The 23,928-nt window shown below is 70.9% G+C and carries 19 protein-coding genes; 1 reads left to right on the forward strand and 18 read right to left on the reverse strand.

Annotated features, from left to right (window positions below):
- Positions 1-15: 15 nt before the first annotated feature.
- Together lspA and ACFWVP_RS28700 are read right to left on the reverse strand one after the other, a co-directional pair.
- The gene (lspA, locus tag ACFWVP_RS28695; RefSeq protein ID WP_384500871.1) at positions 16-615 is read right to left on the reverse strand and encodes a signal peptidase II; all 600 of its coding nucleotides are present in this window, start codon (positions 613-615) and stop codon (positions 16-18) included.
- 57 nt (positions 616-672) lie between these two features.
- Positions 673-1,500 (reverse strand): TraR/DksA family transcriptional regulator, encoded by an 828-nt coding sequence (locus ACFWVP_RS28700; protein ID WP_384500872.1) that lies wholly within the window; start codon positions 1,498-1,500, stop codon positions 673-675.
- Positions 1,501-2,061: 561 nt separating this feature from the next.
- On the opposite strand from ACFWVP_RS28700, the gene ileS reads away from it, so the two are divergent.
- Positions 2,062-5,211: an isoleucine--tRNA ligase gene (gene ileS / locus ACFWVP_RS28705; RefSeq protein WP_384500873.1), complete on the forward strand. Its 3,150-nt coding sequence runs from the start codon at positions 2,062-2,064 to the stop codon at positions 5,209-5,211.
- A gap of 598 nt (positions 5,212-5,809) precedes the next feature.
- Here the strand turns inward: ileS and ACFWVP_RS28710 are convergent.
- From ACFWVP_RS28710 to rsmH, 16 genes are all read right to left on the reverse strand, one after another.
- Positions 5,810-6,985 (reverse strand): DivIVA domain-containing protein, encoded by a 1,176-nt coding sequence (locus tag ACFWVP_RS28710; protein WP_384500874.1) that lies wholly within the window; start codon positions 6,983-6,985, stop codon positions 5,810-5,812.
- 49 nt (positions 6,986-7,034) lie between these two features.
- Positions 7,035-7,331 carry a YggT family protein gene (locus ACFWVP_RS28715; RefSeq protein ID WP_384500875.1) on the reverse strand — a complete coding sequence of 99 codons (297 nt, stop codon included), beginning with the start codon at positions 7,329-7,331 and terminating at the stop codon, positions 7,035-7,037.
- A 91-nt stretch (positions 7,332-7,422) separates the two neighbouring features.
- Positions 7,423-8,034, reverse strand: coding sequence for a cell division protein SepF (locus tag ACFWVP_RS28720; RefSeq protein WP_384500876.1), 612 nt, complete (start codon positions 8,032-8,034; stop codon positions 7,423-7,425).
- A 127-nt stretch (positions 8,035-8,161) separates the two neighbouring features.
- Entirely contained in the window at positions 8,162-8,881 is a 720-nt protein-coding gene (locus ACFWVP_RS28725; RefSeq protein ID WP_384500877.1) for a YggS family pyridoxal phosphate-dependent enzyme, read from the reverse strand.
- 6 nt (positions 8,882-8,887) lie between these two features.
- Positions 8,888-9,619 carry a peptidoglycan editing factor PgeF gene (gene pgeF / locus ACFWVP_RS28730; protein WP_384500878.1) on the reverse strand — a complete coding sequence of 244 codons (732 nt, stop codon included), beginning with the start codon at positions 9,617-9,619 and terminating at the stop codon, positions 8,888-8,890.
- A gap of 17 nt (positions 9,620-9,636) precedes the next feature.
- Positions 9,637-10,848 (reverse strand): cell division protein FtsZ, encoded by a 1,212-nt coding sequence (gene ftsZ, locus ACFWVP_RS28735; protein WP_384500879.1) that lies wholly within the window; start codon positions 10,846-10,848, stop codon positions 9,637-9,639.
- A gap of 276 nt (positions 10,849-11,124) precedes the next feature.
- Positions 11,125-11,919, reverse strand: coding sequence for a cell division protein FtsQ/DivIB (locus ACFWVP_RS28740; protein WP_384500880.1), 795 nt, complete (start codon positions 11,917-11,919; stop codon positions 11,125-11,127).
- 49 nt (positions 11,920-11,968) lie between these two features.
- On the reverse strand, positions 11,969-13,063 hold the full coding sequence (gene murG / locus ACFWVP_RS28745; protein WP_384500881.1) for an undecaprenyldiphospho-muramoylpentapeptide beta-N-acetylglucosaminyltransferase: 1,095 nt from the start codon (positions 13,061-13,063) through the stop codon (positions 11,969-11,971).
- A gap of 6 nt (positions 13,064-13,069) precedes the next feature.
- Positions 13,070-14,536, reverse strand: coding sequence for a putative lipid II flippase FtsW (gene ftsW, locus ACFWVP_RS28750; RefSeq protein ID WP_384500882.1), 1,467 nt, complete (start codon positions 14,534-14,536; stop codon positions 13,070-13,072).
- 115 nt (positions 14,537-14,651) lie between these two features.
- Complete coding sequence (gene murD, locus ACFWVP_RS28755) at positions 14,652-16,094, reverse strand: UDP-N-acetylmuramoyl-L-alanine--D-glutamate ligase (protein ID WP_384500883.1); 1,443 nt, start codon at positions 16,092-16,094, stop codon at positions 14,652-14,654.
- Complete coding sequence (gene mraY, locus ACFWVP_RS28760) at positions 16,076-17,146, reverse strand: phospho-N-acetylmuramoyl-pentapeptide-transferase (RefSeq protein ID WP_384500884.1); 1,071 nt, start codon at positions 17,144-17,146, stop codon at positions 16,076-16,078. The genes murD and mraY overlap by 19 nt, the downstream gene beginning before the upstream one ends.
- Positions 17,143-18,564, reverse strand: coding sequence for a UDP-N-acetylmuramoyl-tripeptide--D-alanyl-D-alanine ligase (gene murF, locus ACFWVP_RS28765; protein ID WP_384500885.1), 1,422 nt, complete (start codon positions 18,562-18,564; stop codon positions 17,143-17,145). The genes mraY and murF overlap by 4 nt, the downstream gene beginning before the upstream one ends.
- A gap of 4 nt (positions 18,565-18,568) precedes the next feature.
- On the reverse strand, positions 18,569-20,299 hold the full coding sequence (locus ACFWVP_RS28770) for a UDP-N-acetylmuramoyl-L-alanyl-D-glutamate--2,6-diaminopimelate ligase (RefSeq protein WP_384500886.1): 1,731 nt from the start codon (positions 20,297-20,299) through the stop codon (positions 18,569-18,571).
- A 15-nt stretch (positions 20,300-20,314) separates the two neighbouring features.
- Complete coding sequence (locus ACFWVP_RS28775; protein WP_384500887.1) at positions 20,315-22,318, reverse strand: penicillin-binding transpeptidase domain-containing protein; 2,004 nt, start codon at positions 22,316-22,318, stop codon at positions 20,315-20,317.
- A 4-nt stretch (positions 22,319-22,322) separates the two neighbouring features.
- Complete coding sequence (locus ACFWVP_RS28780; protein ID WP_384500888.1) at positions 22,323-22,805, reverse strand: septum formation initiator family protein; 483 nt, start codon at positions 22,803-22,805, stop codon at positions 22,323-22,325.
- 52 nt (positions 22,806-22,857) lie between these two features.
- Complete coding sequence (gene rsmH, locus ACFWVP_RS28785) at positions 22,858-23,823, reverse strand: 16S rRNA (cytosine(1402)-N(4))-methyltransferase RsmH (RefSeq protein WP_384500889.1); 966 nt, start codon at positions 23,821-23,823, stop codon at positions 22,858-22,860.
- Between the last annotated feature and the right edge of the window lie 105 nt (positions 23,824-23,928).

A 23,928-nucleotide genomic window follows, 5' to 3' on the forward strand; every position in this document is an offset into this window, starting at 1 on the left:
TATGCCTTGCGCCCGCTAGTCCTTGTGCACGGTGCCGTCGGGGTCCAGGCCCTTGAAGGAAAGGATCACGATGAGGATGCCGCCGCAGACGATCGCGGAGTCCGCGAGGTTGAAGACGGCGAAGTGCGCGGGGGCGATGAAGTCCACCACCGCGCCCTTGAACACGCCGGGCGCACGGAAGATGCGGTCCGTGAGGTTGCCGAGCGCTCCGCCGAGCAGCAGGCCCAGGGCGATGGCCCAGGGCAGGCTGTGGAGCTTGCGCGCCAGCCGGATGATCACGATGATCACGACGGCCGCGATGGCCGTGAAGATCACGGTGAACGCCTCACCGATCCCGAAGGCCGCGCCCGCGTTGCGGATCGCGTCGAACTTCAGCCACTCGCCGAAGATCTCGATGGGCTCCTGGTGCTCCAGCTTCGCGACCACGATCATCTTGCTGATCAGGTCCAGCAGGTAGGCCAGGACGGCCACGCCGAGGAGGACGAGGATCTTCTTCCCGCGCCGGCCGCCGCCCGTCGGGCCCGCGCCCTCGGAGGGCTGCTGGGGCTCCGCCCCGTCAGCCCCCTCGGCATCAGGGATATCCGGCGTACCGATGATGCGCTCCGCCTCTGCCACGTGAGTCCCTCAACCTAGGTGCCTGACTGAAGACGAGGGTACGACACACCGGTGAGGTCAACCGCGCCGCTCCTGCTTCTGCTTGTCCTCGACGCAGAGGGTGGCCCGGGGGAACGCCTGCATCCGTGCCTTGCCGATCGGGTTGCCGCAGACCTCGCACAGCCCGTACGTCCCCGCGTCGAGTCTGGCGAGGGCCCGCTCGGTCTGTTCCAGCATCTCCTGGGCGTTGGCTGCCAGGGACAGCTCGTGCTCGCGGGTGATGTTCTTGGTGCCGGTGTCCGCGTCGTCGTCCCCGGCGCCGTCCCCGGAGTCCCGCATCAGCCCGGCCAGCGCCGCGCCCGAGGCCTCCAGCTCGCTGCGCAGCCGCATGACCTCGCTGGTCAGCACCGTCCGGGCCTCGGTGACCTCTTCCGGGGTCCAGGGATCTTCCCCGGGCCTGACCGCGAGCTCCCCCGTGGCCGTCGCGGCGGCCCCACGGGCCTGCGGCACGGCTGTCGCACCGCCCTTTCCTGCTGCCGTGGTCCGGCCGGCGCTCTTCTTGGCTACCACCGTGTGGGCTCCTGTCTGCTCGGCGGCCTGGGCCGCCCCCGTGGCCTTCTTCGAAGCCTTCTTGGCTGCGCTCTTCTTCGCCGTGCTCTTCTTCGCCGGCCCGTGGTGCGCCGGATCCCGATCGGCCCGTTCCTGCTCGTCCGGCGGGTGTGCCGCCGTCTTCTCCTCCGCCGCCTTCCCGGCGGCGGTGCTCTTCGCCGTGTTCCCGGCCGGCTCCTCCGCCGCGTCCGGGGCCCGGGCCGTGACGGCCTCATCGCTCCCGGCCGTCTCCCCGGCAGCCGCGGCCGTGGACCTCTCGGACGCCGTTCTCGTTACGGCGGTCTTCTTCGCCACCATGGCCGCGGCCCCTTCACATATTGTGATCTTGCACGCGAATCGTGCTGGGACGATAAATCGACCCCAGCCCCGCGGCAACGGGGCACGCCGCCGTTCGGCCCTCCCCGTGATCGCGTGGTGGCGTACCTGCAACCGTTGTGCCCAGCTCCCCGCCAGGTAATCCGCCCGCCCGGACACCTGGGACTCCGGCCGCCGCGTCCGGCCATCCGGGTCACCCGGCGCCCCGCGGATGAACCGGTCGGCCGTCGCCCGTGCGGGCCCGTACACTGGCCGCAGCGAGAGGCATGGATGGGACGAGTAGCGTCGTACGCAGCCGGCAGCGACCCGGGGACGGTGGGAGCCCGGGGGCGAGCGCGTCGTGAAGATCACCCCGGAGCTGCCGGAAGAAAGCTTTGGACAGTGGGCTCAGCCCATGGGCACAAGGCAGTAGAACCGGTGTCGCGACCCCAATGAGGGGGCCAAGGGCGTATGCCCGGGGCCAAGGAGGGTGGTACCGCGGGAGCCTGCCGGTTCTCGTCCCTCCGACGGAAGTGGAAGACGTCCGCCGGAGGAAGCCCGCACATGACATCGCCGCAGTACCGCCAGGTACCCGCCCAGGTCGACCTGCCCGCCCTCGAGCACGCCGTGCTCGACTTCTGGCGCGACAACAAGGTCTTCGCCAAGAGCCTCGAACAGTCCGAGGGCCGCCCCGAGTGGGTCTTCTACGAAGGCCCGCCCACCGCCAACGGCATGCCGGGCGCCCACCACATCGAGGCCCGCGTCTTCAAGGACGTCTTCCCACGCTTCCGCACCATGCAGGGCTACCACGTCGGCCGTAAGGCCGGCTGGGACTGTCACGGCCTGCCGGTCGAGCTCGCGGTGGAGAAGGAGCTGGGCTTCAACGGCAAGAAGGACATCGAGGCGTACGGCATCGCCGAGTTCAACGCGAGGTGCCGTGAGTCCGTCACCCGCCACACCGACGCGTTCACCGAGCTCACGACCCGCATGGGCTACTGGGTCGACCTGGACGACGCGTACCGCACGATGGACCCGGAGTACGTCGACTCCGTGTGGTGGTCGCTGAAGGAGATCTTCGACAAGGACCTGCTGGTCCAGGACCACCGCGTCGCCCCCTGGTGCCCCCGCTGCGGCACCGGGCTCTCGGACCACGAGCTGGCCCAGGGTTACGAGACGGTCGTCGACCCCTCGGTCTTCGTCCGCTTCCCGCTCACCTCGGGCCCGCTGGCCGGCGAGGCCGCGCTGCTGGTCTGGACGACGACCCCCTGGACCCTGGTCTCCAACACGGCGGTCGCCGCGCACCCCGACGTCACGTACGTCGTCGCGACGAACGGCGAGGAGAAGCTGGTCGTCGCCGAGCCCCTCCTGGAGAAGGCGCTGGGCGAGGGCTGGGAGGCCGCCGGCCGGTCGTTCACCGGCGCCGAGATGGAGCGCTGGACGTACGAGCGCCCGTTCACCCTGGTCGATTTCCCGGCCGAGGCGCACTACGTCGTCAACGCCGAGTACGTCACGACCGAGGACGGTACGGGTCTGGTCCACCAGTCCCCCGCCTTCGGCGCCGACGACCTGGTCGTCTGCCGCTCCTACGGCCTGCCCGTCGTCAACCCGGTCCGCCCCGACGGAACCTTCGAGGAGGACCTTCCGCTGGTCGGCGGCGTCTTCTTCAAGAAGGCGGACGAGGCACTCACCGCGGACCTGGCCGCCCGCGGCAAGCTCTTCCGCCACGTGCCCTACGAGCACAGCTACCCGCACTGCTGGCGCTGCCACACCGCGCTGCTGTACTACGCGCAGCCGTCCTGGTACATCCGCACGACGGCGGTCAAGGACCGGCTGCTGCAGGAGAACGAGAAGACCAACTGGTTCCCGGACTCGGTCAAGCACGGCCGCTTCGGCGACTGGCTGAACAACAACGTCGACTGGGCGCTGTCCCGCAACCGTTACTGGGGCACTCCGCTGCCCATCTGGCGCTGCGAGGACAACCACCTGACGTGTGTCGGCTCCCGGGCCGAGCTGGGCGAGCTCACCGGCACCGACCAGTCGGAGCTGGACCCGCACCGCCCGTTCATCGACGAGATCACGTTCACCTGCACGCGGGAGAACTGCCAGCTGGAGGCGTACCGCGTCCCGGAGGTCATCGACGCCTGGTACGACTCGGGTTCGATGCCGTTCGCGCAGTGGGGCTACCCGTACAAGAACAAGGAGATCTTCGAGAGCCGCTACCCGGCGCAGTTCATCTCGGAGGCCATCGACCAGACCCGCGGCTGGTTCTACACGCTGATGGCGGTCGGCACGCTCGTCTTCGACAGGTCGAGTTACGAGAACGTGGTCTGCCTCGGCCACATCCTCGCCGAGGACGGCCGCAAGATGTCCAAGCACCTGGGGAACGTCCTCCAGCCCATCCCCCTCATGGACCAGCACGGCGCCGACGCGGTGCGCTGGTTCATGGCGGCGGGCGGCTCCCCGTGGGCGGCGCGCCGGGTCGGCCACGGCACCATCCAGGAGGTCGTCCGCAAGACACTCCTCACGTACTGGAACACGGTCGCCTTCCAGGCCCTGTACGCCCGTACGTCGGCCTGGGCGCCCTCCGGAGCCGACCCCGCGCCGTCGGAGCGCACGGTCCTGGACCGCTGGCTGCTGAGCGAGCTGAACGCCCTCGTGGACCAGATGACCGAGGCCCTGGACAGCTACGACACCCAGCGCGCCGGCAAGCTGCTCTCGGCGTTCGTCGACGACCTGTCCAACTGGTACGTGCGCCGCTCCCGCCGCCGCTTCTGGCAGGGCGACAAGGCGGCGCTGCGCACACTGCACGAGGTCGTCGAGACGGTCACCCGGCTGATGGCCCCGCTGACCCCGTTCATCACCGAGCGGGTCTGGCAGGACCTGGTCGCCCCGGTCACCCCGGACGCCCCCGAGTCGGTGCACCTCTCGGCCTGGCCGAAGGCGGACCCGGCGGCGATCGACCCGGCGCTCTCCTCGCAGATGGCGCTCGTGCGCCGCCTGGTCGAGCTCGGCCGCGCCACGCGTGCCGAGTCCGGCGTGAAGACCCGCCAGCCGCTGTCCCGGGCCCTGGTCGCCGCGTCCGGCTTCGAGTCCCTCCCGGCCGACCTCCGCGCCCAGATCACGGAGGAGCTGAACGTCTCCTCCCTGGCCTCGCTCTCGGAGGTCGGCGGTTCGCTGGTCGACACCACCGCGAAGGCGAACTTCCGCGCGCTGGGCAAGCGCTTCGGCAAGGGGGTGCAGGCGGTGGCCAAGGCGGTCGCGAACGCGGACGCGGCGGCGCTCTCCCTGGCCCTGCGCGAGGGCACGGCGTCGGTCGAGGTCGACGGCGAGCAGGTCACGCTCTCCCCCGACGAGGTCATCGTCACGGAGACCCCGCGCGAGGGCTGGTCGGTGGCGTCCGACTCGGGCGCGACGGTCGCCCTGGACCTGGAGATCACCCCGCGGCTCCGGGCGGCGGGGCTGGCCCGTGACGCGATCCGCCTGATCCAGGAGGCCCGCAAGAACAGCGGCCTGGACGTGGCGGACCGGATCGCGGTCCGCTGGACCTCGACGTCCCCCGCCACGACCGAGGCCCTGACCGAACACGCGCCCCTGATCGCGGAAGAGGTCCTGGCCGTGGACTACGCCCGGGGCGAGGCCGACGACACGTACGGCACCCCGTTCGAGGACGAGGGCCTGGCCCTCACGTTCCGCCTCCGCAAGGCACAGCACTGACCCGCACCACCCGAGCGGCCCGCCCGTCCAGCCGGATGGGCGGGCCGCTCCCGTTCCCCACCGGCACCTCCCTCGCGGGAGGGGCCGCGCCCTCTTCCCTCAGGCCCGGTGACCGGTATCCGCCCAACGCTCACCCTCACCCACCGGCGGCCCGTCCCCAACCCGCGCCCTGGTACGGCGCCCTCCCGGCCCTCCCAGCCCTCCCGGCGCCTTCCCCCCCGCCCTCCCGGCGCGGGCCCATCCCCTGGCCCTGACCTTCCCGATACGCCCACCTGCCCCCACCAGGCGCGGCCCCGCCCAGCCCCTTCCGGCGGCCACCCCCATCCTCTCGCGCGGGCTCATCCAGCCCCCACCCGGCCCCTCCGGCACGGCCCACCCAGCGCGGCCCACCCAGCCCCTCCGGCGTTTGAGGAGCGGGGGCCCGGTGGCGGAGCCCCCGGTTACGGGAAGGGGCGGGCAGGGGACAAGCCCCGCGCAGCGGCCCCCACCGCCCACCCCACCCGCCCGGACCGCATGCAAAAGGGCCGGGCCCCAGGGAAATCCCCGGGGCCCGGCCCTCTGCCTGCCGACGGCTACGCGCTCAGCGAGCGCGAACCGCTCAGTTGTCGTCCTCGTCGATCAGGAACCCACGCATCGGCGAGGGCGCCTGCTGCATCGGCTGCGGAGCCTGCGGCCGCACCGGCGCCATCGGCTGCGTCATCGCGGGCGACATCTGCTGCTGGCCGCCGTACGACGGTCCGCCACCCATGGACGGGTTGCCGCCCATCTGCTGGTTGCCGTGACCACCGTGGTTCGAACCCATGGTGTGTCCCATCGCACCCGCACCGGCCGGAGCCAGCGAGGGCGACGGCGGCAGCGAAGCGGCGGCCGGGGCACGCGGCGGAGCCAGCGAGTCGTCGGCCTGGGTCTCCAGCTGACGCAGCTGGCTCTCCAGGTAGGACTTCAGACGGGTCCGGTACTCGCGCTCGAAGCCACGCAGGTCCTCGACCTTGCGCTCCAGCGTCGCGCGGGCCGACTCCAGCGAGCCCATCGCCACGCGGTGCTTCTCCTGCGCGTCCCGCTCCAGCGCGTCCGCCTTGGCACGCGCGTCACGCTCAAGACCCTCGGCACGGCTGCGCGCCTCGCCGACGATCTTGTTGGCCTCGGAGCGGGCCTCCGCGATCGCCTGGTCGGCGGTCTGCTGGGCAAGGGAGAGGACACGGGCGGCACTGTCGCCACCGGGGCCCTGACCCTGCTGCTGCATCTGCGGCTGCTGCATCTGCTGCATCTGCTGCTGCTGGGCGTGACCACCCATGGGGCCACCCTGCATCGGACCGCCCTGCATCGGGCCACCCTGCATCGGGCCGCCCATGGGACCGCCCTGCATCGGGCCGGTGCCGTGCTGGCCCTGCGAACCGGGACCGTGGCCGCCCTGGGGGCCATGGCCGCTGGGACCGGCAGGCAGCTGCGGAGCTCCACCGGGCAGCTGGGGGGGGCCCATCTGCGGGGGCTGCTGCTGCTGTACCGGCGGACCAGATATGGCGGCGGGCACAGGGGCGCCCGGCCTGTCCTGCTGCTCCGGCGGTTTGCGCATACCCTGCTGTTGCTGGTTCTGCGCGGCCGCGCGCGTGGCAGCGGCCAGCTTGGCGCGCAGGTCCTCGTTCTCACGGAGCAGGCGGGTCAGTTCCGATTCGACCTCGTCGAGGAAGGCATCGACCTCGTCCTCGTCATAGCCTTCTCGGAGGCGGACGGTCGTGAACTGCTTGTTCCGCACGTCCTCGGGGGTCAGCGGCATCTCTTCTTCACCTCTACGTAGTCGTCGGCAGTCGGCAAGACCGTATCGCTCACACGCTGCTCGCAAGCTTGTTCACGATGCTGAGCAGCACGTAGACGATGATCATCAGAACGAAGAAGGACAGGTCAAGTGCCACGCCCCCGAGACGCAACGGCGGTATGAACCGCCGCAGAAGCTTCAACGGTGGATCGGTGACAGTGTAAGTGCCCTCGAGAACGACCACCATCGCCTTGCCTGGCTGCCATGAACGTGCGAACTGGAAGACGTAGTCCATGACCAGCCGGAAGATCAGCACGATGAGGAAACACATCAGCGCGATATAGACCACATCCAGTGCGACGCCCATGTCTCGCGCTTCCCTCTCCCCTGGCTCTCGTTTACTCCGGCCTCCCGGCCGGCACCGGCCTCGCGGCCGGGTTGTTCCTGGTGTCGTGTTCTCAGCTCTGGTTGAAGAACCCGCCCTCTGCGATGCGGGCCTTGTCCTCCGCCGTGACATCGACGTTAGCAGGCGACAACAGGAACACCTTCTGCGTCACCCGCTCAATGCTGCCATGGAGACCGAAGACAAGTCCTGCGGCGAAGTCGACAAGTCGCTTCGCGTCCGTGTCATCCATCTCCGTGAGGTTCATGATCACCGGAGTGCCCTCACGGAAGTGTTCCCCGATGGTACGGGCCTCGTTATAGGTCCTGGGGTGCAGTGTGGTGATGCGGTAGGGCTCCCGCTCGGACACGACCTTGGGCATGATCACCGGTGCGTTCTTCTCCAAGTTCGGGCGGTCAGGTGTGATGGATGCCACGGGGGCGATTCGGGCGGGTCGTCCGCTTTCCGCCGGGAGCTGAACCGGCTCACGCTGCGCCGGCGGCTGCACCACTCGTACCGGTTCGTCCCTTTCCCGCTCCACCTGATGCGCGGGCTGGTGCCGCCGCCGGTCCCGCTCGGGCTCCGGCTCGGGTTCGAATTCGTCATCGGGGTCGAACCCCGGACCGTCGTACCCATCGTCCTCCACGAGGCCGAGGTAGACCGCCATCTTGCGCATCGCGCCGGCCATGCTCCGAGTCCTCCGCTCTGTGGTGGATCGGCATTCGTGTCACCAAGTGCCCGAGATCCACTCCGGCCTGCCCGCCTGGAGCGGGAATGACCATATTTTCTGCTGTGGTCCGACTTGCTTCGCGACGTTACCCGAGCCTGGGTCGGACTCCGAGTACCGCCGTACCGACGCGTACATGTGTCGCTCCGGCCGCCACCGCGTCCTCGAGATCCGCACTCATCCCCGCGGAGACCATGTTCGCAGCCGGATGGTTCCCGCGCAGGCGGGATGAGAATTCCACCAGGCGGTCGAACGCGGCCCGTTGGCGGCCCGCGTACGGCCCCGCGAGCGGGGCGACGGTCATCAGGCCGCCGAGCCGGAGCCCGGGTGCCGCCTCCACCGCCGCGGCCAACTCCTCGATCGCGTCCGGTGCGACCCCGCCCCGGTCACCGCGCTCGCCGCTCTCCGCGTCCAGTGCGACCTGGATGAGGCAGCCGAGTTCACGTCCGCCCTTCACCGCCGCCGCCGAGAGAGCGGAAACGAGCCGGATCCGGTCCACGGACTGCACGACATCGGCATAACCCGCCACGGAACGGACCTTGTTCGTCTGCAACTGTCCGACAAAGTGCCATGTGAGCGACAGATCCGCACATGCCGCGACCTTGGGTGCCGCGTCCTGGTCCCGGTTCTCCGCGACATGGCGCACACCGAGTCCGTGCAGAATCCGCACATCGCTCGCGGGATACGTCTTGGTGACCACGATGAGGGTCACTTCCTCCCGTTCGCGGCCCGCCGCCGCGCAGGCGGACGCGATGCGTTCCTCCACCTGTGCCAGGTTCGCGGCGAGCTGCGCCCTACGTTCCGTCATGCCCTATCAGTCCAACCAGACATATCCGGCGAGCCGACCCGTGGTGCGGTCGCGGCGGTACGAGAAGTGGTCGCCCGATTCCAGGGTGCAGAACGACGAGCTGTGCCGGTCGCCGACCCCGAGGGCGTCGAGCTGGGCGTGCACTCCGGCGGTGACGTCCACCGCCGGAGTCCCCCAGCTGGTCTCCGACCACGAGGCCGGGACCGTACGGGAGACCTCGGCGCGCATCCGCTCCGGCACCTCGTAGCACCGTCCGCAGACGGCCGGCCCGGTGTGCGCGACGATCCGGGACGGTTCGGCGCCCAGAGCGATCATGGCCTCGACTGCGGCCGGTACGACCCCCGCGACGAGTCCCGGCCGGCCCGCGTGGGCGGCAGCGACGACTCCGGCCGCCGGGTCGGCGAGCAGTACGGGGGTGCAGTCGGCGGTGAGCACCGCGAGCGGGAGTCCGCGCCGGGTGGTCACCACCGCGTCCACGGCGGGGATTTCACCCGCGTCGCCCCAGGGGCCGTCGACGACGGCCACCTCGCGCCCGTGGACCTGGTTCATCCAGACGACCCGCGCCGGGTCCAGGCCGAGCCCGGTCGCGGCGCGTTCGCGGTTCGCGCGGACGGCGGCGGGGTCGTCGCCGACCGCGCCGCCGAGGTTGAGCTCCTCGTACGGAGCGGCGCTCACTCCGCCCCACCTGTCGGTGAAGGCGAAATGGGCGCCGCCCGCCGAAGACCCCGCGGTCTTCACCGCGTGCTGCGGACCTATCACTTCAAGAAGTCCGGTACGTCCAGCTCTTCGGCCTGGGAGTCCTGGTAGGGACGTGCCGTCGGGACGTGCGGAGGGGAGACCGGAGGCAGCGAGCTCTCGTTCGCCGCCGGCACCGGCTCGGCCGGCGCGTGCGTCTCCTCACGCGGGGGCACGGAGCCCAGCGTGCTGGTCTGGCGCGCCGGCTCGGCGGCCCGGGCCGACGGAGCCGGCTCCTCGCGCTTGGCGCCCGCCCCGAGGACGGTCTCCCGACGGGCCGGCGGCTGTCCGCCGTCGAAGCCCGCCGCGATCACGGTGACCCGCACCTCGTCGCCCAGCGCGTCGTCGATGACCGCGCCGAAGATGATGTTGGCCTCCGGGTGGGCGGCCTCGCTCACCAGCTGCGCGGCCTCGTTGATCTCGAAGAGACCGAGGTCGCTGCCGCCGGAGATGGAGAGCAGCACCCCGCGGGCGCCGTCGATGGACGCCTCCAGGAGCGGCGAGGAGATCGCCATCTCCGCGGCGGCCACCGCGCGGTCGTCGCCGCGGGCCGATCCGATGCCCATGAGCGCCGATCCGGCCTCGGACATGACCGACTTGACGTCGGCGAAGTCGAGGTTGATCAGGCCCGGGGTCGTGATGAGGTCGGTGATGCCCTGGACACCCGAGAGCAGCACCTGGTCGGCCGACTTGAACGCGTCGAGCACGCTGACCTGGCGGTCCGAGATGGACAGCAGCCGGTCGTTGGGAATGACGATGAGGGTGTCGACCTCTTCGCGGAGCTCGGCGATGCCGTCCTCCGCCTGGTTCGCGCGTCGCCGGCCCTCGAAGGTGAACGGGCGGGTGACCACACCGATCGTCAGGGCGCCGAGCGAGCGGGCGATGTTGGCGACGACGGGTGCGCCGCCGGTGCCGGTGCCGCCGCCCTCTCCGGCGGTGACGAAGACCATGTCGGCCCCCTTGAGGACCTCCTCGATCTCCTCACGGTGGTCCTCGGCGGCCTTGCGGCCGACGGCGGGGTTCGCCCCGGCGCCGAGGCCACGGGTGAGTTCACGGCCGACGTCGAGCTTGACGTCGGCGTCGCTCATCAGCAGTGCCTGCGCATCGGTGTTGATCGCGATGAACTCGACGCCCTTGAGGCCGACCTCGATCATTCGGTTGATGGCATTGACACCACCGCCGCCGACACCGATGACCTTGATGACTGCGAGGTAGTTCTGCGGTGCTGCCACGTCGAAGGCCTCTCGCCTCGAGTTACGTGTCGTCGCTTCGCGGTAGTCCCGCCGCGACGACGGATGCCGATTGGGACGGTCCGAACGCCGACCCAAACCCTAACGTTCAAGTTCAGGGTTACCAGTGTGTCCGCTTCTTGGACTCTTCCGAACAGGACACTAAGTCGACAAGTGGCGCACGTTCAACGAACACGCCGAACCTCCCGTTTTTCTTTTCACCCTATGTGATCACCCGTAGCGCTGACCAACCAGGGTGCTGGCCAGGCCGAATACGCGTCAACTCTTCGATGCCGCCGGGGCGGTGGGTGCGCTCACGTCGAAGTGCCCCGCTTTGGGCGAGGCTTTCATGAGAGCGGTCAGGACCCGCGCCTTCACGGGCCCTTCTTCACCACTGCCCCACATAACGGTCCGCTCCCCGGTCAGTTCCAGGACGACGGAGTCGTACGAGGTGATCCGCACGGTCTCGGTCTGCCGGGACAGCTTCTCGGGGAGGTCGCCCGCCACGTCGACCGCCTCCCGCAACAGACGGTCACTGCCGAAGCGTCGCAGACTCGCCGACCGGTCGGAGTCCAACTCGAGAAGAGGTACGTGCCGGGGCGCTTTGTCCACCGTGGCGAAGCGCACGCCCTTCGCGTCCACTTCGATGAACTTCGCACCCTTTTCCACCAACAGGACCGGCCGTCGTTCGGTCACTTTAAGGCCGATACCGTGTGGCCATGACCGTACGACATCCACGGAGTCGATACGGGGCAGCTTCTGGCGCAACCTGTCCTCCATGGCCTCGATGTCCACGGAGACCAGCGGAGAACCGACCGGAACCGCCGCGGCGGCCTCCACCTCCGCCCGGGTCAGGACGTCGGTGCCGCTGGTCGTCACCTGCTCGACCCGCAGCCAGGAGGATCCGTAGAACACCCAGACCGTCGCCGCGGCGATCAGGGCCACGGCGACCGCGACCAGGACCATGCGCACACGGCCGGTCAGCCGACGCCCCTCGGGGCCGATGTGCGGCGGGCGGGCCGGGGTGTCGGCCTGCTTGGCTGCGCCGCGCTGGGCGGTCGTCGGTCCGGCCACGCTCGCTCCTTCGCCGGACCCGGGGCGCTCGCCCCGGGTCCGCACCGCCTCACGCCTGGCGGCGTGCGGCAATCGCCTCGTACACCATGCCGACGAGCAGGTCGTCGGCGTCCCGTCGCCCGAACTCCGCGGCTGCCCGGGACATCTCGTACAGCCGGTGCGGATCCGCCAGCACCGGAAGGACGTTGCCCTGCACCCACTCGGGGGTGAGCGCCGCGTCGTCCACCAGCAGGCCGCCGCCGGCGTTGATCACCGGCTGGGCGTTGAGCCGCTGTTCACCGTTGCCGATGGGCAGCGGGACGAAGGCGGCCGGCAGCCCGACGGCGGTGAGCTCCGCGACGGTCATCGCGCCCGCGCGGCAGAGCATCATGTCGGCCGCGGCGTACGCGAGATCCATCCGGTCCACGTACGGTACCGGGATGTAGGGCGGCATCCCGGGCATGTTGTCGATGCGCGGCAATTCGTTCTTCGGTCCGACCACGTGCAGGATCTGGATACCGGACCGCTGCAGCAGCGGTGCGACCCGCTGGACCACCTCGTTGAGGTGGCGGGCGCCCTGCGAGCCGCCGGAGACCAGCAGCGTCGGCAGGTTGGGGTCGAGGCCGAAGGCGGCACGCGCCTCCGGGCGGACCCGGGCCCGGTCGAGGGTGGCGATGGTGCGGCGCAGCGGGATACCGATGTAGCGGGCACCTCGCAGCTTGCTGTCGGGGGTGGAGACGGCGACCCCGTGGGCGTACCGCGAACCGATCTTGTTGGCCAGGCCCGGCCGGGCGTTGGCCTCGTGGACGACGATCGGGACCCCGGCGCGCTTGGCGGCGAGGTAACCGGGCAGGGCGACGTAGCCGCCGAAGCCGACCACGCAGTCCGCCTTGGTGCGCTCCAGGATCTGCTCGGCCGCCTTGATGGTGCCGCGCAGCCGGCCCGGGACGGTGATCAGCTCGGGTGTGGGCTTACGGGGCAGCGGTACGGCGGGGATCAGCGCCAGTTCGTACCCCCGCTCGGGTACGAGCCTGGTCTCGAGTCCGCGTTCCGTGCCGAGGGCAGTGATTCCCACGGTCGGGTCCTGCCTGCGCAGGGCGTCTGCGAGGGCAAGCGCGGGCTCGATGTGGCCGGCGGTCCCCCCGCCGGCGAGTACGACATGCACCGAAATTCACCGCTCTCCGGACGGACGCTTCGTGACGCGCCGTCTCATCGTCTTCCATCTGACCCCGGGCCTCCGCATGGCCAGGGCCGCTTTCGCGGCGGGATCCTCTCGCGCGAAGGCGATCATGAGCCCGACCGCGAACATGGTCGGCAGCAGGGCCGATCCTCCGTAGGAGAACAGCGGGAGCGGGACACCGGCGATCGGCAACAGGCCGAGCACCGCACCGATGTTGATCACGGCCTGCGCCGTGATCCAGGTGGTCACGCCTCCCGCTGCGTACCTGACGAAGGGGTCCTCCGTGCGTCCGGCCACGCGGATACCCGCATAGCCTAGAGCCGCGAACAGGGCGAGCACCGACAGCGTCCCCGCCAGACCCAGCTCCTCCCCGGTGATGGCGAAGATGAAGTCGGTGTGGGGTTCAGGCAGTTGCCCCCATTTTTCCACACTCGCGCCCAGACCGGAACCGAACCATCCACCGGACGCCAGGGCGTAGATTCCGTGCACGGCCTGCCAGCACGAGTCGCCCGGGCCGGGTTCGGACGCGCCGATGCAGCCGAGCCGCGACATCCGGTTGGGGCTGGTCTTGATGAGCAGGAAGCCGATGAGGCCCGCGAAGGCGAGAACCCCGGCGAAGAGCCTGGTGGGAGCGCCGGCCAGCCAGAGCAGGCCGAACAGGATCGCGGTGAGGATGATCGCCGTTCCCATGTCGCCGCCGAGCATGATCAGCCCGAGCAGCATGAAGGCGACCGGCACGAGAGGCACCAGCATGTGCTTCCACTGCGCGAGCAGCCGTTTGTCCTGTTTGCGGGCGATCAGGTCGGCGCCCCACAGGACGAGGGCGAGCTTGCCGAATTCGCTCGGCTGGAGCTGGAAGGGGCCGCCCAGGTAGATCCAGTTCTGGTTGCCGTTGACCGACATCCCTATCCCGGGGACCTGGACCAGCACCATCAGGAAGACCGTGCCCGTGAGCAGCGGGTAGGCGAGCGCCCGGTGGAGCTTGACCGGCATCCTGGAGGCGAGCAGCATCAGCCCTGCGCCGATCACCGCGGCGAGGAACTGCTTGCGGAAGAAGTAGGTGCCGGGCTTCGCGAGCTCCAGGGCCTTGATCATCGAGGCGGAGTAGACCATCACGAGCCCGAGCACGGTGATCAGGAGGCTGGACCCGAGGATCAGGTAGTAGGCGGTCAGAGGCCGGTCCCAGGCCCTTCGTGCCCGCTCGTACACCCTGCGCACCCCGGCGCCGCGGGGCGGCCTGGGTGCGGAGCTCCGGCCGCCACCGCCGCGGGGCGAGGGGGGCCTTCGGGAGCCGGTGGCCGGGCGGCTCCGCAGGACGAGCCCCGGGGGCCCGGGGCTGCCCGCGGGGCCTGCCGGGAGCGGGCCTGCGAGCAGGGGCGGGGTGAACGCCCGGCTGATCGCCGCTCCCGCCCGTGAGCGATCCGCTCCGCGCGCGGCTGGGCTCTCGTCGGCCGGCATTGTCGCTGTCCCCTCCACTGCTCGTGCCCGGGACTGTCGCCGGGGCCCGCAGGACCTCGGCGGTGCCGTCGGTGTCCCGGTACTCCGGGACGGTACGGCGCGGAGGCCCGGCCCGTCAGGCGCTGTCGTCGGCGAGTTGGCGGACCGCGTCCGCGAACGCCTCGCCCCGCTTGTTGTAGTTGACGAACATGTCCATCGAGGCGCAGGCCGGTGCCAGCAGTACGGTGTCGCCCGGCCGGGCGAGCCGTGCCGCCTCCCCGACCGCCGCGGACATCGCCCCAGTGTCGGTCCGGTCGAGGTCGACCACCGGTACCTCGGGGGCGTGTCGCGCCAGGGCTTCGCGGATCAGCGCGCGGTCGGCGCCGATCAGCACGACGCCCCTGAGCCGCTTCGCGGCCCCGGTCACCAGCTCGTCGAAGGTGGCGCCCTTGGCGAGGCCGCCGGCGATCCAGACGATCGGGTCGTAGGACGCGAGGGATGCCTCGGCGGCGTGGGTGTTGGTGGCCTTGGAGTCGTCGATGTACGTGACCCCGGCGACGTCCGCGACGTGTTCGATGCGGTGGGCGTCGGGGCGGAAGGCCCGCAGCCCGTCGCGTACGGCCGTCGGCGGTACGCCGTAGGCGCGGGCGAGCGCCGCCGCGGCCAGGGCGTTGGCGATGTTGTGCGGGGCCGGCGGATCGACGTCGCCGACCTCGGCGAGCTCCTGGGCCTGCTTCTGCCGGTTGGTCACGAAGGCCCGGTCGACGAGGATGCCGTCGACCACTCCGAGCTGAGAGGGACCCGGCGTACCGAGGGTGAACCCGATCGCCCGGCAGCCCTCCTCGACGTCGGCCCCGCGCACCAGGTCCTCGGTCGCACCGTCCTGCGCGTTGTAGACGCAGGCGACGCTGTTGCCCTCGTAGATCCGGCCCTTGTCGGCCGCGTAACCGGCCATGGAGCCGTGCCAGTCGAGGTGGTCCGGGGCCAGGTTGAGGACGGCCGCGGAGTGGGCGCGCAGCGAGGGCGCCCAGTGCAGCTGGTAGCTGGACAGCTCGACGGCGAGTACGTCGTAGGTCTCGTCGCCGAGCACCGCGTCCAGCAGGGACACCCCGATGTTGCCGACCGCCGCGGTGCGCAGGCCGGCCGCCGAGAGGATCGAGGCGAGCATCCGTACGGTCGTGGTCTTGCCGTTGGTTCCGGTGACCGCGAGCCAGGGTGCTGGTTCCCTGCCGTCCTGCCCCCGCAGCCGCCATGCGAGTTCGACGTCGCCCCAGACGGGGACGCCCGCCTCGGCGGCTGCCAGGAAGAGCGGCTTGTCGGGCTTCCAGCCGGGAGCCGTGACGACGAGCTCGGTGGACCCGGGCAGGGTGGCCCCGTCGCCGAGGCGCACGGTGATGCCGTGCGCCTCCAGTTCGGCGGCCTGGGCGCGGGAGCGCTCGTCGTCGCCGTCGTTGACGACGGTGACGAGGGCCCCCCGCTCGTGCAGGGCGCGGGCCGCGGGGATACCGCTGACGCCGAGCCCGGCGACCGTGACGTGCTTGCCCCGCCAGTCCACGTTGCTCACTTCCTGGCTGCCCATCCCGCGTAGAAGAGACCGAGTCCGACGATCACGCACATGCCCTGGATGATCCAGAAGCGGACCACGACAAGGACTTCGGACCACCCCTTGAGTTCGAAGTGGTGCTGGAGCGGCGCCATGCGGAAGACCCGTTTGCCGGTCATCTTGAACGAACCGACCTGGATGACCACGGACATGGTGATCATCACGAAGAGGCCGCCGAGGATGGCCATCAGGAACTCGGTGCGGGAGCAGATCGCGAGGCCGGCGAGGGCGCCGCCGAGGGCCAGCGAACCGGTGTCGCCCATGAAGATCTTCGCGGGCGAGGTGTTCCACCACAGGAAGCCGAAGCAGGAGCCCATCAGCGCGGAGGCGACGACCGCGAGGTCGAGTGGATCGCGTACCTCGAAACACGCCTGGGGGTTGGTCAGCGTGGTCGCGTTGGCGCAGGACTCCTGGAACTGCCACAGCCCGATGAAGGTGTACGCGCCGAAGACCATCACCGAGGCGCCGGTGGCCAGGCCGTCCAGACCGTCCGTCAGGTTCACGCCGTTGGACATGGCGAGGATCATGAACAGCGCCCAGACGACGAACAGCACCGGTCCGATGGACCAGCCGAAGTCCTCCACGAAGGAGAGCCGGGTGGACGCCGGGGTGTTGCCCCGGAGGTCGGCGAACTGGAGCGAGAGCACGGCGAACGCGATGCCGACGATCAGCTGCCCGGCCATCTTCGCCTTGGCGCGCAGACCGAGCGAGCGCTGCTTGACGATCTTGATGTAGTCGTCGAGGAAGCCGACGAGGCCCATCCCGGCCATGAGGAACAGGACGAGGACGCCGGAGAACCGGATGTCCTCGCCGGTGATCAGGTGCGCGAGCAGGTACGCGATGATCGTCGCCAGGATGAAGGCGATACCACCCATGGTGGGCGTGCCCTGCTTGCTGCCGTGGGTACGCGGGCCGTCGTCCCGGATGAACTGCCCGTAGCCCTTGCGGGCCAGAAGTTTGATCAGCAGCGGAGTGCCGACCAGGGTCAGGAAGAGCCCTATGGCTCCCGCGAAGAGGATCTGCCTCATCGGACGGTGACCTCGCCCTCGGTCGCGTTCCCCAGCAGTGCCAGGGCGACCCTCTCCAGGCCGACCGACCGGGACGCCTTCACCAGCACGACGTCTCCCGGGCGCAGTTCACTGCGCAACAGGTCGACGGCCGCCTGTGCGTCGGACACGTGCACCGACTCCTCACCCCACGAACCCTCGTTATATGCGCCCAGTTGCAGCCAGGAGGCTTCTCTTCCTCCGACAGCGACGAGCTTGCTGACGTTGAGCCGGACGGCGAGCCGTCCGACAGCGTCGTGCTCGGCGAGCGACGCGTCGCCGAGCTCGGCCATCTGACCGAGCACCGCCCACGTACGTCCCCCTCCCGCCCGTGAGGCCTTGCCCATGGCAGCCAGCGCACGGAGTGCGGCTCTCATGGATTCGGGGTTCGCGTTGTAGGCGTCATTGACGACCGTCACACCGTCCGGACGCTCGGTGACCTCCATGCGCCAGCGGGAGAGGGTGCCCGCCTCGGAGAGCGCCTCGGCGATCTCAGTCACGGACATGCCCAACTCATGGGCGACGGCGGCCGCGGCGAGCGCGTTCGACACGTGGTGCTCACCGTACAGGCGCAAGGTCACGTCGCTGCACCCGGTAGGTGTGTGGAGCGCGAAAGCGGGGCGGCCGTCGTCGGTGAGCCGGACGTTCTCTCCCCGTACGTCCGCATCCGGGGCCTCTCCGAAGAGGAGCACCCGGGCTTCTGTGCGGGACGCCATGGCCCGGACGAGCGGATCGTCGGCGTTGAGCACGGCGAGGCCGTCCTCGGGAAGGACCTCCACGAGCTCGCCCTTGGCCTGGGCGATCGCCTCGCGGCTGCCGAACTCACCGAGGTGGGCGCTGCCGACGTTGAGGACCAGGCCGATCCTCGGCGGGGTCAGCTCGGCGAGGTAGTGGATGTGGCCGACCCCCCGCGCGCCCATCTCCAGCACGAGGTGACGGGTCTCGGCGGTGGCGCGCAGCGCGGTGAGCGGCAGGCCGATCTCGTTGTTGAGGGACCCCGGTGTCCAGACGGTGGGCGCCTTGCGCTCCAGCAGTTGGGCGATGAGGTCCTTGGTGGACGTCTTGCCCGCCGAGCCGGTGAGCGCGACGACGGTGGTGCCGAGGCGTTCGACGACGGCGCGGGCGAGGGCGCCGAGTGCCCCCACGACGTCGTCGACGACGATCGCCGGGACACCGACGGGGCGGGCGGCGAGCACGGCTGCCGCTCCCGCCTCGACGGCGCGGCGCGCGTAGTCGTGGCCGTCGACGCGCTCGCCGGCGAACGCGGCGAACAGCGAGCCCTGCCGCACTTCTCGGGAGTCGATGACGACGGGGCCGGTGACGGTGACGGACCGGTCCGGTATGTCGTGCGGCTGCCCGCCGACGATTTCGGCGATCTCGGCGAGGGAAAGGGCGATCACTTGGTCATCCCTGACTGTTGTTCTCGTGGGTGTGTGCGCGGTCCTCGGGGGCGTGCACGGCGCTCGTGCGCCCCAGGGAGCGCTCGATGGCCCCGCGCAGGACCTCGCGGTCGTCGAAGGGGCGTACCACCCCGTGGATGTCCTGTCCCTGTTCGTGTCCCTTTCCGGCCACCAGCACGGTGTCGCCGGGCTGGGCGCGGGCGACGGCAGCGGCGACGGCCGCGGCCCGGTCCGCGTCGACGAGCACGTCGCCGCGCTCGTGGACGGGCACCTCGGCGGCGCCCGCGAGCATGGCGGCGAGGATCGCCAGGGGGTCCTCGGAGCGGGGGTTGTCCGAGGTCAGTACGGCGGTGTCGGCGAGCCGGGCCGCGGCGGCGCCCATCGGGCCGCGCTTGGTCGTGTCACGGTCGCCGCCGCAGCCGAGCACGACGTGCACCCGGCCCTCGGTGACCTTCTGCAGGGAGCGCAGGACGGATTCGACGGCGTCGGTCTTGTGCGCGTAGTCGACGACCGCGAGGTACGGCTGTCCGGCGTCGACGCGTTCCAGCCGTCCCGGCACACCGGGGACGGACGCGACGCCGTCGGCGGCGGTCTGCGGGTCGACCCCGGCGACGGCCAGGGTGACGATCGCGGCGAGGGTGTTGGCGACGTTGAACGGGCCGGGCAGCGGGGCCGTGGCGGCGATCCGCTCACCCTTGGGGCCGATCACGGTGAAACCGCTGTCCCGGGGGCCGACTTCGACGCCCTCGGCCCGCCAGTCGGCGTCCGGGTGGCCCTCGGCGGAGAAGGTGACGACCGGGACGGACGCCTCGTCGACCAGCCTGCGGCCGTACTCGTCGTCGAAGTTGACGACCCCGAGCTTGCTGCGCTGCGGGGTGAACAGCTGTGCCTTCGCCTGGAAGTAGTCCTCCATCCCGGAGTGGAACTCCATGTGTTCCGGGCTGAGGTTGTTGAACACGGCGACGTCGAAGACGCAGCCGTCGACGCGGCCGAGCACCAGGGCGTGGCTGGAGACCTCCATGGCGACCGCCTCGACGCCGCGTTCACGCATGACGGCGAACAGGGCCTGGAGGTCGGTAGCTTCCGGCGTCGTGCGCTCCGACTTGATGCGCTCGTCGCCGATCCGCGTCTCGACGGTGCCGATCAGCCCGGTGCTGCGTCCGGCGCCGCGCAGGCCGCCCTCGACCAGGTAGGCCGTGGTGGTCTTGCCCGAGGTTCCGGTGATGCCGATCTGCAGGAGGCCGATGCCGGGCCGCCCGTAGATCTCGGCGGCGATGCCGCCCATCCGGCCGCGCGGGTCCTCGGTGACCAGGACCGGAAGGCCGGTGGCGGCGGCGCGTCCGGCGCCCGCCGGGTCGGTGAGGATCGCGGCGGCGCCCAGGCCGGCGGCCTGGGCGGCGAAGTCGGCACCGTGGAAGCGGGCGCCGGGCAGGGCCGCGTACACGTCTCCGGGGCGCACGGCCCGGGAGTCGTGGGTGATTCCGGTGACCTCACCGGAATCCTGCGGTCCGGCACCGAGCCTGGCTGCCAGCTCTCCGAGGGAGGTCGGCCGCAGCCGGTCCGGTCGGGGCGCTCCCGGATAGGTCACAAGCGCGTCCTTCTGAGTGGTTTGGAACTGATCAGCGTGGGGCACGGCGGTGAGCGTACCGGGCCGACCCGGCCTCTCGCGAAGCGAGGGGTTGGGGTTGCGGTACTTCTCGTTCCGGTTCCCGGGATCAGGGGTGATGGTGGTCACTGCGCGCTTTCCGGGTCACTCGCCGGGGTCGAAGGACACCGGCAGCCGGGCGGGGTCGCTGCCGGAGGGCGCGGTCTGGAGGGTCTTCAGGGCGAACTCCATGACCTTCTTGTAGATCGGGCCGCAGATCTGTCCGCCGAAGTAGCTGCCCTTGGTGGGGTTCTGGATCGCACAGTAGACGGCGACCTGCGGATCGTCGGCCGGGGCGAAGCCCGCGAAGGACGCCGTGTAGCCCTTGTAGATGCCCCGTACGGGATCGACGCGGTTGGCCGTCCCGGTCTTGCCCGCGACCCGGTAGCCCTGGATGTGGGCCTTGGTCCCGGTGCCCTCCCGGTCGTCGACCACGGACTCCAGCATCTTCGCCAGCGTCGTGGCGGTCTTCTCGCTGACCACACGGGTGCGTTCGGGGGCTTCGGACGCCGTGTACCGGCCGTCGGCGCCCTTGGTGCCGCGGACGAGGGTCGGCTCGATCCGGACGCCGCCGTTGGCGATGGTCTGGTAGACCGACGCGGCCTGCATGGCGTTGAGCGAGAGTCCCTGGCCGAACGGGATCGTGTACTGCTGGGAGGTCGACCAGTCCTGGGGCTTGGCGAGGATGCCCGGCGACTCGCCGGGGTAGTCGAGCCCGGTGGTGCTGCCGAGGCCGAACTTGCGGAGGTAGGAGTACAGGACCTCGTTGGCCTCCGACTGCGTCTTCCCGAGCTGCCCGGTGGCCAGGATGGTGCCGATGTTGCTCGACTTGGCGAGGACCCCGTTGAGCGTGAGGTACCAGGTGGGGTGGTCGATGTCGTCCCTGAACGCCCGGTCCCCGCGGTGCAGCCGGTTGGGGACGGTGACGTGCGTGCCGGGGGTCGCGACCCCCTCCTCCAGCACCGCGGCCATGGACATGACCTTGCTGGTGGAGCCCGGCTCGTACACGTCCTGGAGCGCCGCGTTGCCCAGGGCGGCCGAATTGACCTGCGAGAGGTCGTTCGGGTCGTAGCCGGGGGAGTTGGCCATGGCCAGCACCTCGCCGGTCCTCGTGTTCTGGACGATCACGTAACCGCGGTCCGCCTCCGACTCCTCGACCTGGTCGGCGATGGCCCGCTGGGCCGCCCACTGGATGTCGCGGTCGATGGTCAGCTCGATGTCGGTGCCCTCGACGGCCGGGATCTCCTTGGATCCGGCGGTCGGTACCGGACGGCCGCCGGCCTGGGCGTACCTGATCTTGCCGTCCTCGCCCTGGAGCTGCCCGTTCAGCTGTGCTTCCAGGCCGCCGCCGCCCTTGCCCTCGGCGTTGACGAAGCCCAGTATCCCGGCGGCGAGATCACCGTTGGGGTAGACCCGCTTGGTGGTGGTCTCCTGGAGCACACCGGCCAGCACGTCGGCGCCCGGGCCGCCGGCCGCCCTGTCCTCGGCGGCCTTCTCGGCGAAGACGGACTTGAGGTCCTTGATCTGCTTCCAGACCTGCGGGGTCTGCCGCCGGGCCAGCACGGTGTAGCGGCTGTCGGGCGTCGAGAGCTTCTTCGTCAGCTCCGCCACGTCCTTGCCGAGGATCGGGGCCAGCAGCGCCGCCGCCTGCTGCGGCGCGTCCGGGGCCTTGCTGTCCTCGGGGGTGAACATCTTCGGGTCGGCCGTGATGTCGTGCGCGTCGACGCTGGTGGCCAGGGCGATCCCGCCACGGTCGGTGATCTCGCCGCGTTCGGCGGCGATCGTGTACTCGAGGTAGCGGTTCTTCTCGGCCTTCGCCGAGTACGCGCTGGCGTCGACCGCCTGGACCTGGAGGAGGCGGACGACGAAGGCCAGCATGACGAGCGTCAGGCAGAGGCTGATCAGGCGGAGTCGCGGGCGCGGGTTGCCGAGCCGGATGGACTGCGGGGGGCCGCCGCGCGAGGACCCCTTGCGCGGCCGGCCCGGCGAGGACCGGGGTCTCCCGGACTCCCGGCGTGCGGAGGGCCGTGGCCGCCCGGAACCGCTCGCGCCGTTCCGGGGGCGCGCGGGGCCGGGGGCACGGCGGCGCGGCGGTTCCTTGGACGGCACTGCGTCACCTGCCGGGGCTCGTCGGGGGCGGGGTGGTGGAGGTCGTGGGCGGCGCGGAGGAGGCCGGGTCGGGGGTGGTGCTCGCCGCAGGCTCGGGGGCGGGCACCGGGGACGGCTCGGCGGCGGCCCGCTCGGGCACCCCGCGGACGCTGCCGTCCGGGTTCAGGAAGGCGGGGTTGCCGCCGGGCACCATGCCGAGCCGGCGGGCGCGTCGCTCCAGCGCGTCCGGCTGGGAGTAGCTGTCGACGTCGCGCTGCAGGGCCTGTTGCTCGTCGGTGAGTTCGGTGGTCTCCCTCTTCAGCTTGCTCAGCCTGAAGGACCCCTCGTTGAGCGCCGAGTTCAGCAGCAGCAGCGAGATCAGGCCACCGGCGAGGAGCAGCACGACCAGCAGGACGAAGGGGGTGCGGGCGGCGGTGTTCGGCCCCGAGGGCATCAGCCGCGCGAGCCGGCCGGCCCGCCCCTTCATCTGCTCGGCCGTCCCGGTCACCGCTGCTCCCCCGCCCTTCCCGGCCCCCGGCCGGCCGCCCGGCGGGGCGCGCTCACCGCTCCTCCTCGCGGATCCGCTGTGCGCCGCGCAGCCGGGCGGGGGCGGCCCGCCGGTTCTCGGCGACCTCCTCCTCGGTGGGCAGTTCGGCGCCGCGGGTCAGCAGCTTCAGACGGGGCTGGTAGCGCTCGGGGACGACGGGCAGTCCGGGCGGCGCCGTGTTGGCCGCACCGGCCGCGAAGACCTGCTTGACCAGCCGGTCCTCCAGCGAGTGGTACGAGAGGACGGCGATCCGGCCGCCGACGGCGAGGGTCCGCACGGCGGCCGGGACGGCCCGCTCCAGGACGGCGAGTTCGCCGTTGACCTCGATGCGCAGGGCCTGGAAGGTCCGCTTGGCCGGATTGCCGCCGGTGCGCTTGGCCGCCTGCGGCAGGGAGTCGCGGATCAGCTCGACCAGACGGGCGCTGTTGCTGAAGGGTTCCTTCTCGCGTTCGCGTACGACGGCGGAGACGATCCGCTTGGCCTGCTTCTCCTCGCCGTACGCGCGCAGGATCCGCACGAGCTCGCCCGGCGGGTAGGTGTTGAGCACCTCGGCCGCGCCGATGCCGGTCGTCTGGTCCATGCGCATGTCGAGCGGTGCGTCCTGGGCGTACGCGAACCCCCTGTCGGCCTCGTCCAGCTGCATGGAGGAGACACCCAGGTCGAACAGGATCCCCTGGACCTTGGGGACGCCCAGCCGGTCGAGTACCTCGGGCAGTTCGTCGTAGACGGCGTGCACCAGGGTGGCCCGGTCGCCGTACGGGGCGAGGCGCTCGCCGGACAGCCGCAGCGCCTCCTTGTCGCGGTCCAGCGCGATCAGCCGGACGTCGGGGAAGGAGGTCAGCAGGGCCTCGCTGTGGCCGCCGAGACCGAGGGTGCAGTCCACGACCACCGGTGGCTGCGGTCCTGTCGCCTCCAGAGCCGGGGCCAGCAGGTCCAGGCATCGCTGGAGCATCACCGGGACATGTCGGGTCTGGCTCAATGCGCCCTCTCAGGCTCTGTCCCGCGTGGCCGCACGTGCGGTCTGGTCCCCGCCCGCTCGGAAGGGGAGGTCCGCCGACGCCGGGGAAGGGGCGTCGGCCGACCG

The sequence above is a fragment of the Streptomyces sp. NPDC058637 genome, from assembly GCF_042717325.1.
Lineage (GTDB): Bacteria > Actinomycetota > Actinomycetes > Streptomycetales > Streptomycetaceae > Streptomyces.

Excerpts from the sequence above, each read along its gene's own strand:
- ACFWVP_RS28700 (WP_384500872.1), bottom strand. The coding sequence starts at position 1,500 with ATGGTGGCGAAGAAGACCGCCGTAACGAGAACGGCGTCCGAGAGGTCC.
- ileS (WP_384500873.1), top strand. The coding sequence starts at position 2,062 with ATGACATCGCCGCAGTACCGCCAGGTACCCGCCCAGGTCGACCTGCCC.
- ACFWVP_RS28710 (WP_384500874.1), bottom strand. The coding sequence starts at position 6,985 with ATGCCGCTGACCCCCGAGGACGTGCGGAACAAGCAGTTCACGACCGTC.
- ACFWVP_RS28715 (WP_384500875.1), bottom strand. The coding sequence starts at position 7,331 with ATGGGCGTCGCACTGGATGTGGTCTATATCGCGCTGATGTGTTTCCTC.
- ACFWVP_RS28720 (WP_384500876.1), bottom strand. The coding sequence starts at position 8,034 with ATGGCCGGCGCGATGCGCAAGATGGCGGTCTACCTCGGCCTCGTGGAG.
- ACFWVP_RS28725 (WP_384500877.1), bottom strand. The coding sequence starts at position 8,881 with ATGACGGAACGTAGGGCGCAGCTCGCCGCGAACCTGGCACAGGTGGAG.
- ftsW (WP_384500882.1), bottom strand. The coding sequence starts at position 14,536 with ATGCCGGCCGACGAGAGCCCAGCCGCGCGCGGAGCGGATCGCTCACGG.
- murD (WP_384500883.1), bottom strand. The coding sequence starts at position 16,094 with ATGGGCAGCCAGGAAGTGAGCAACGTGGACTGGCGGGGCAAGCACGTC.
- mraY (WP_384500884.1), bottom strand. The coding sequence starts at position 17,146 with ATGAGGCAGATCCTCTTCGCGGGAGCCATAGGGCTCTTCCTGACCCTG.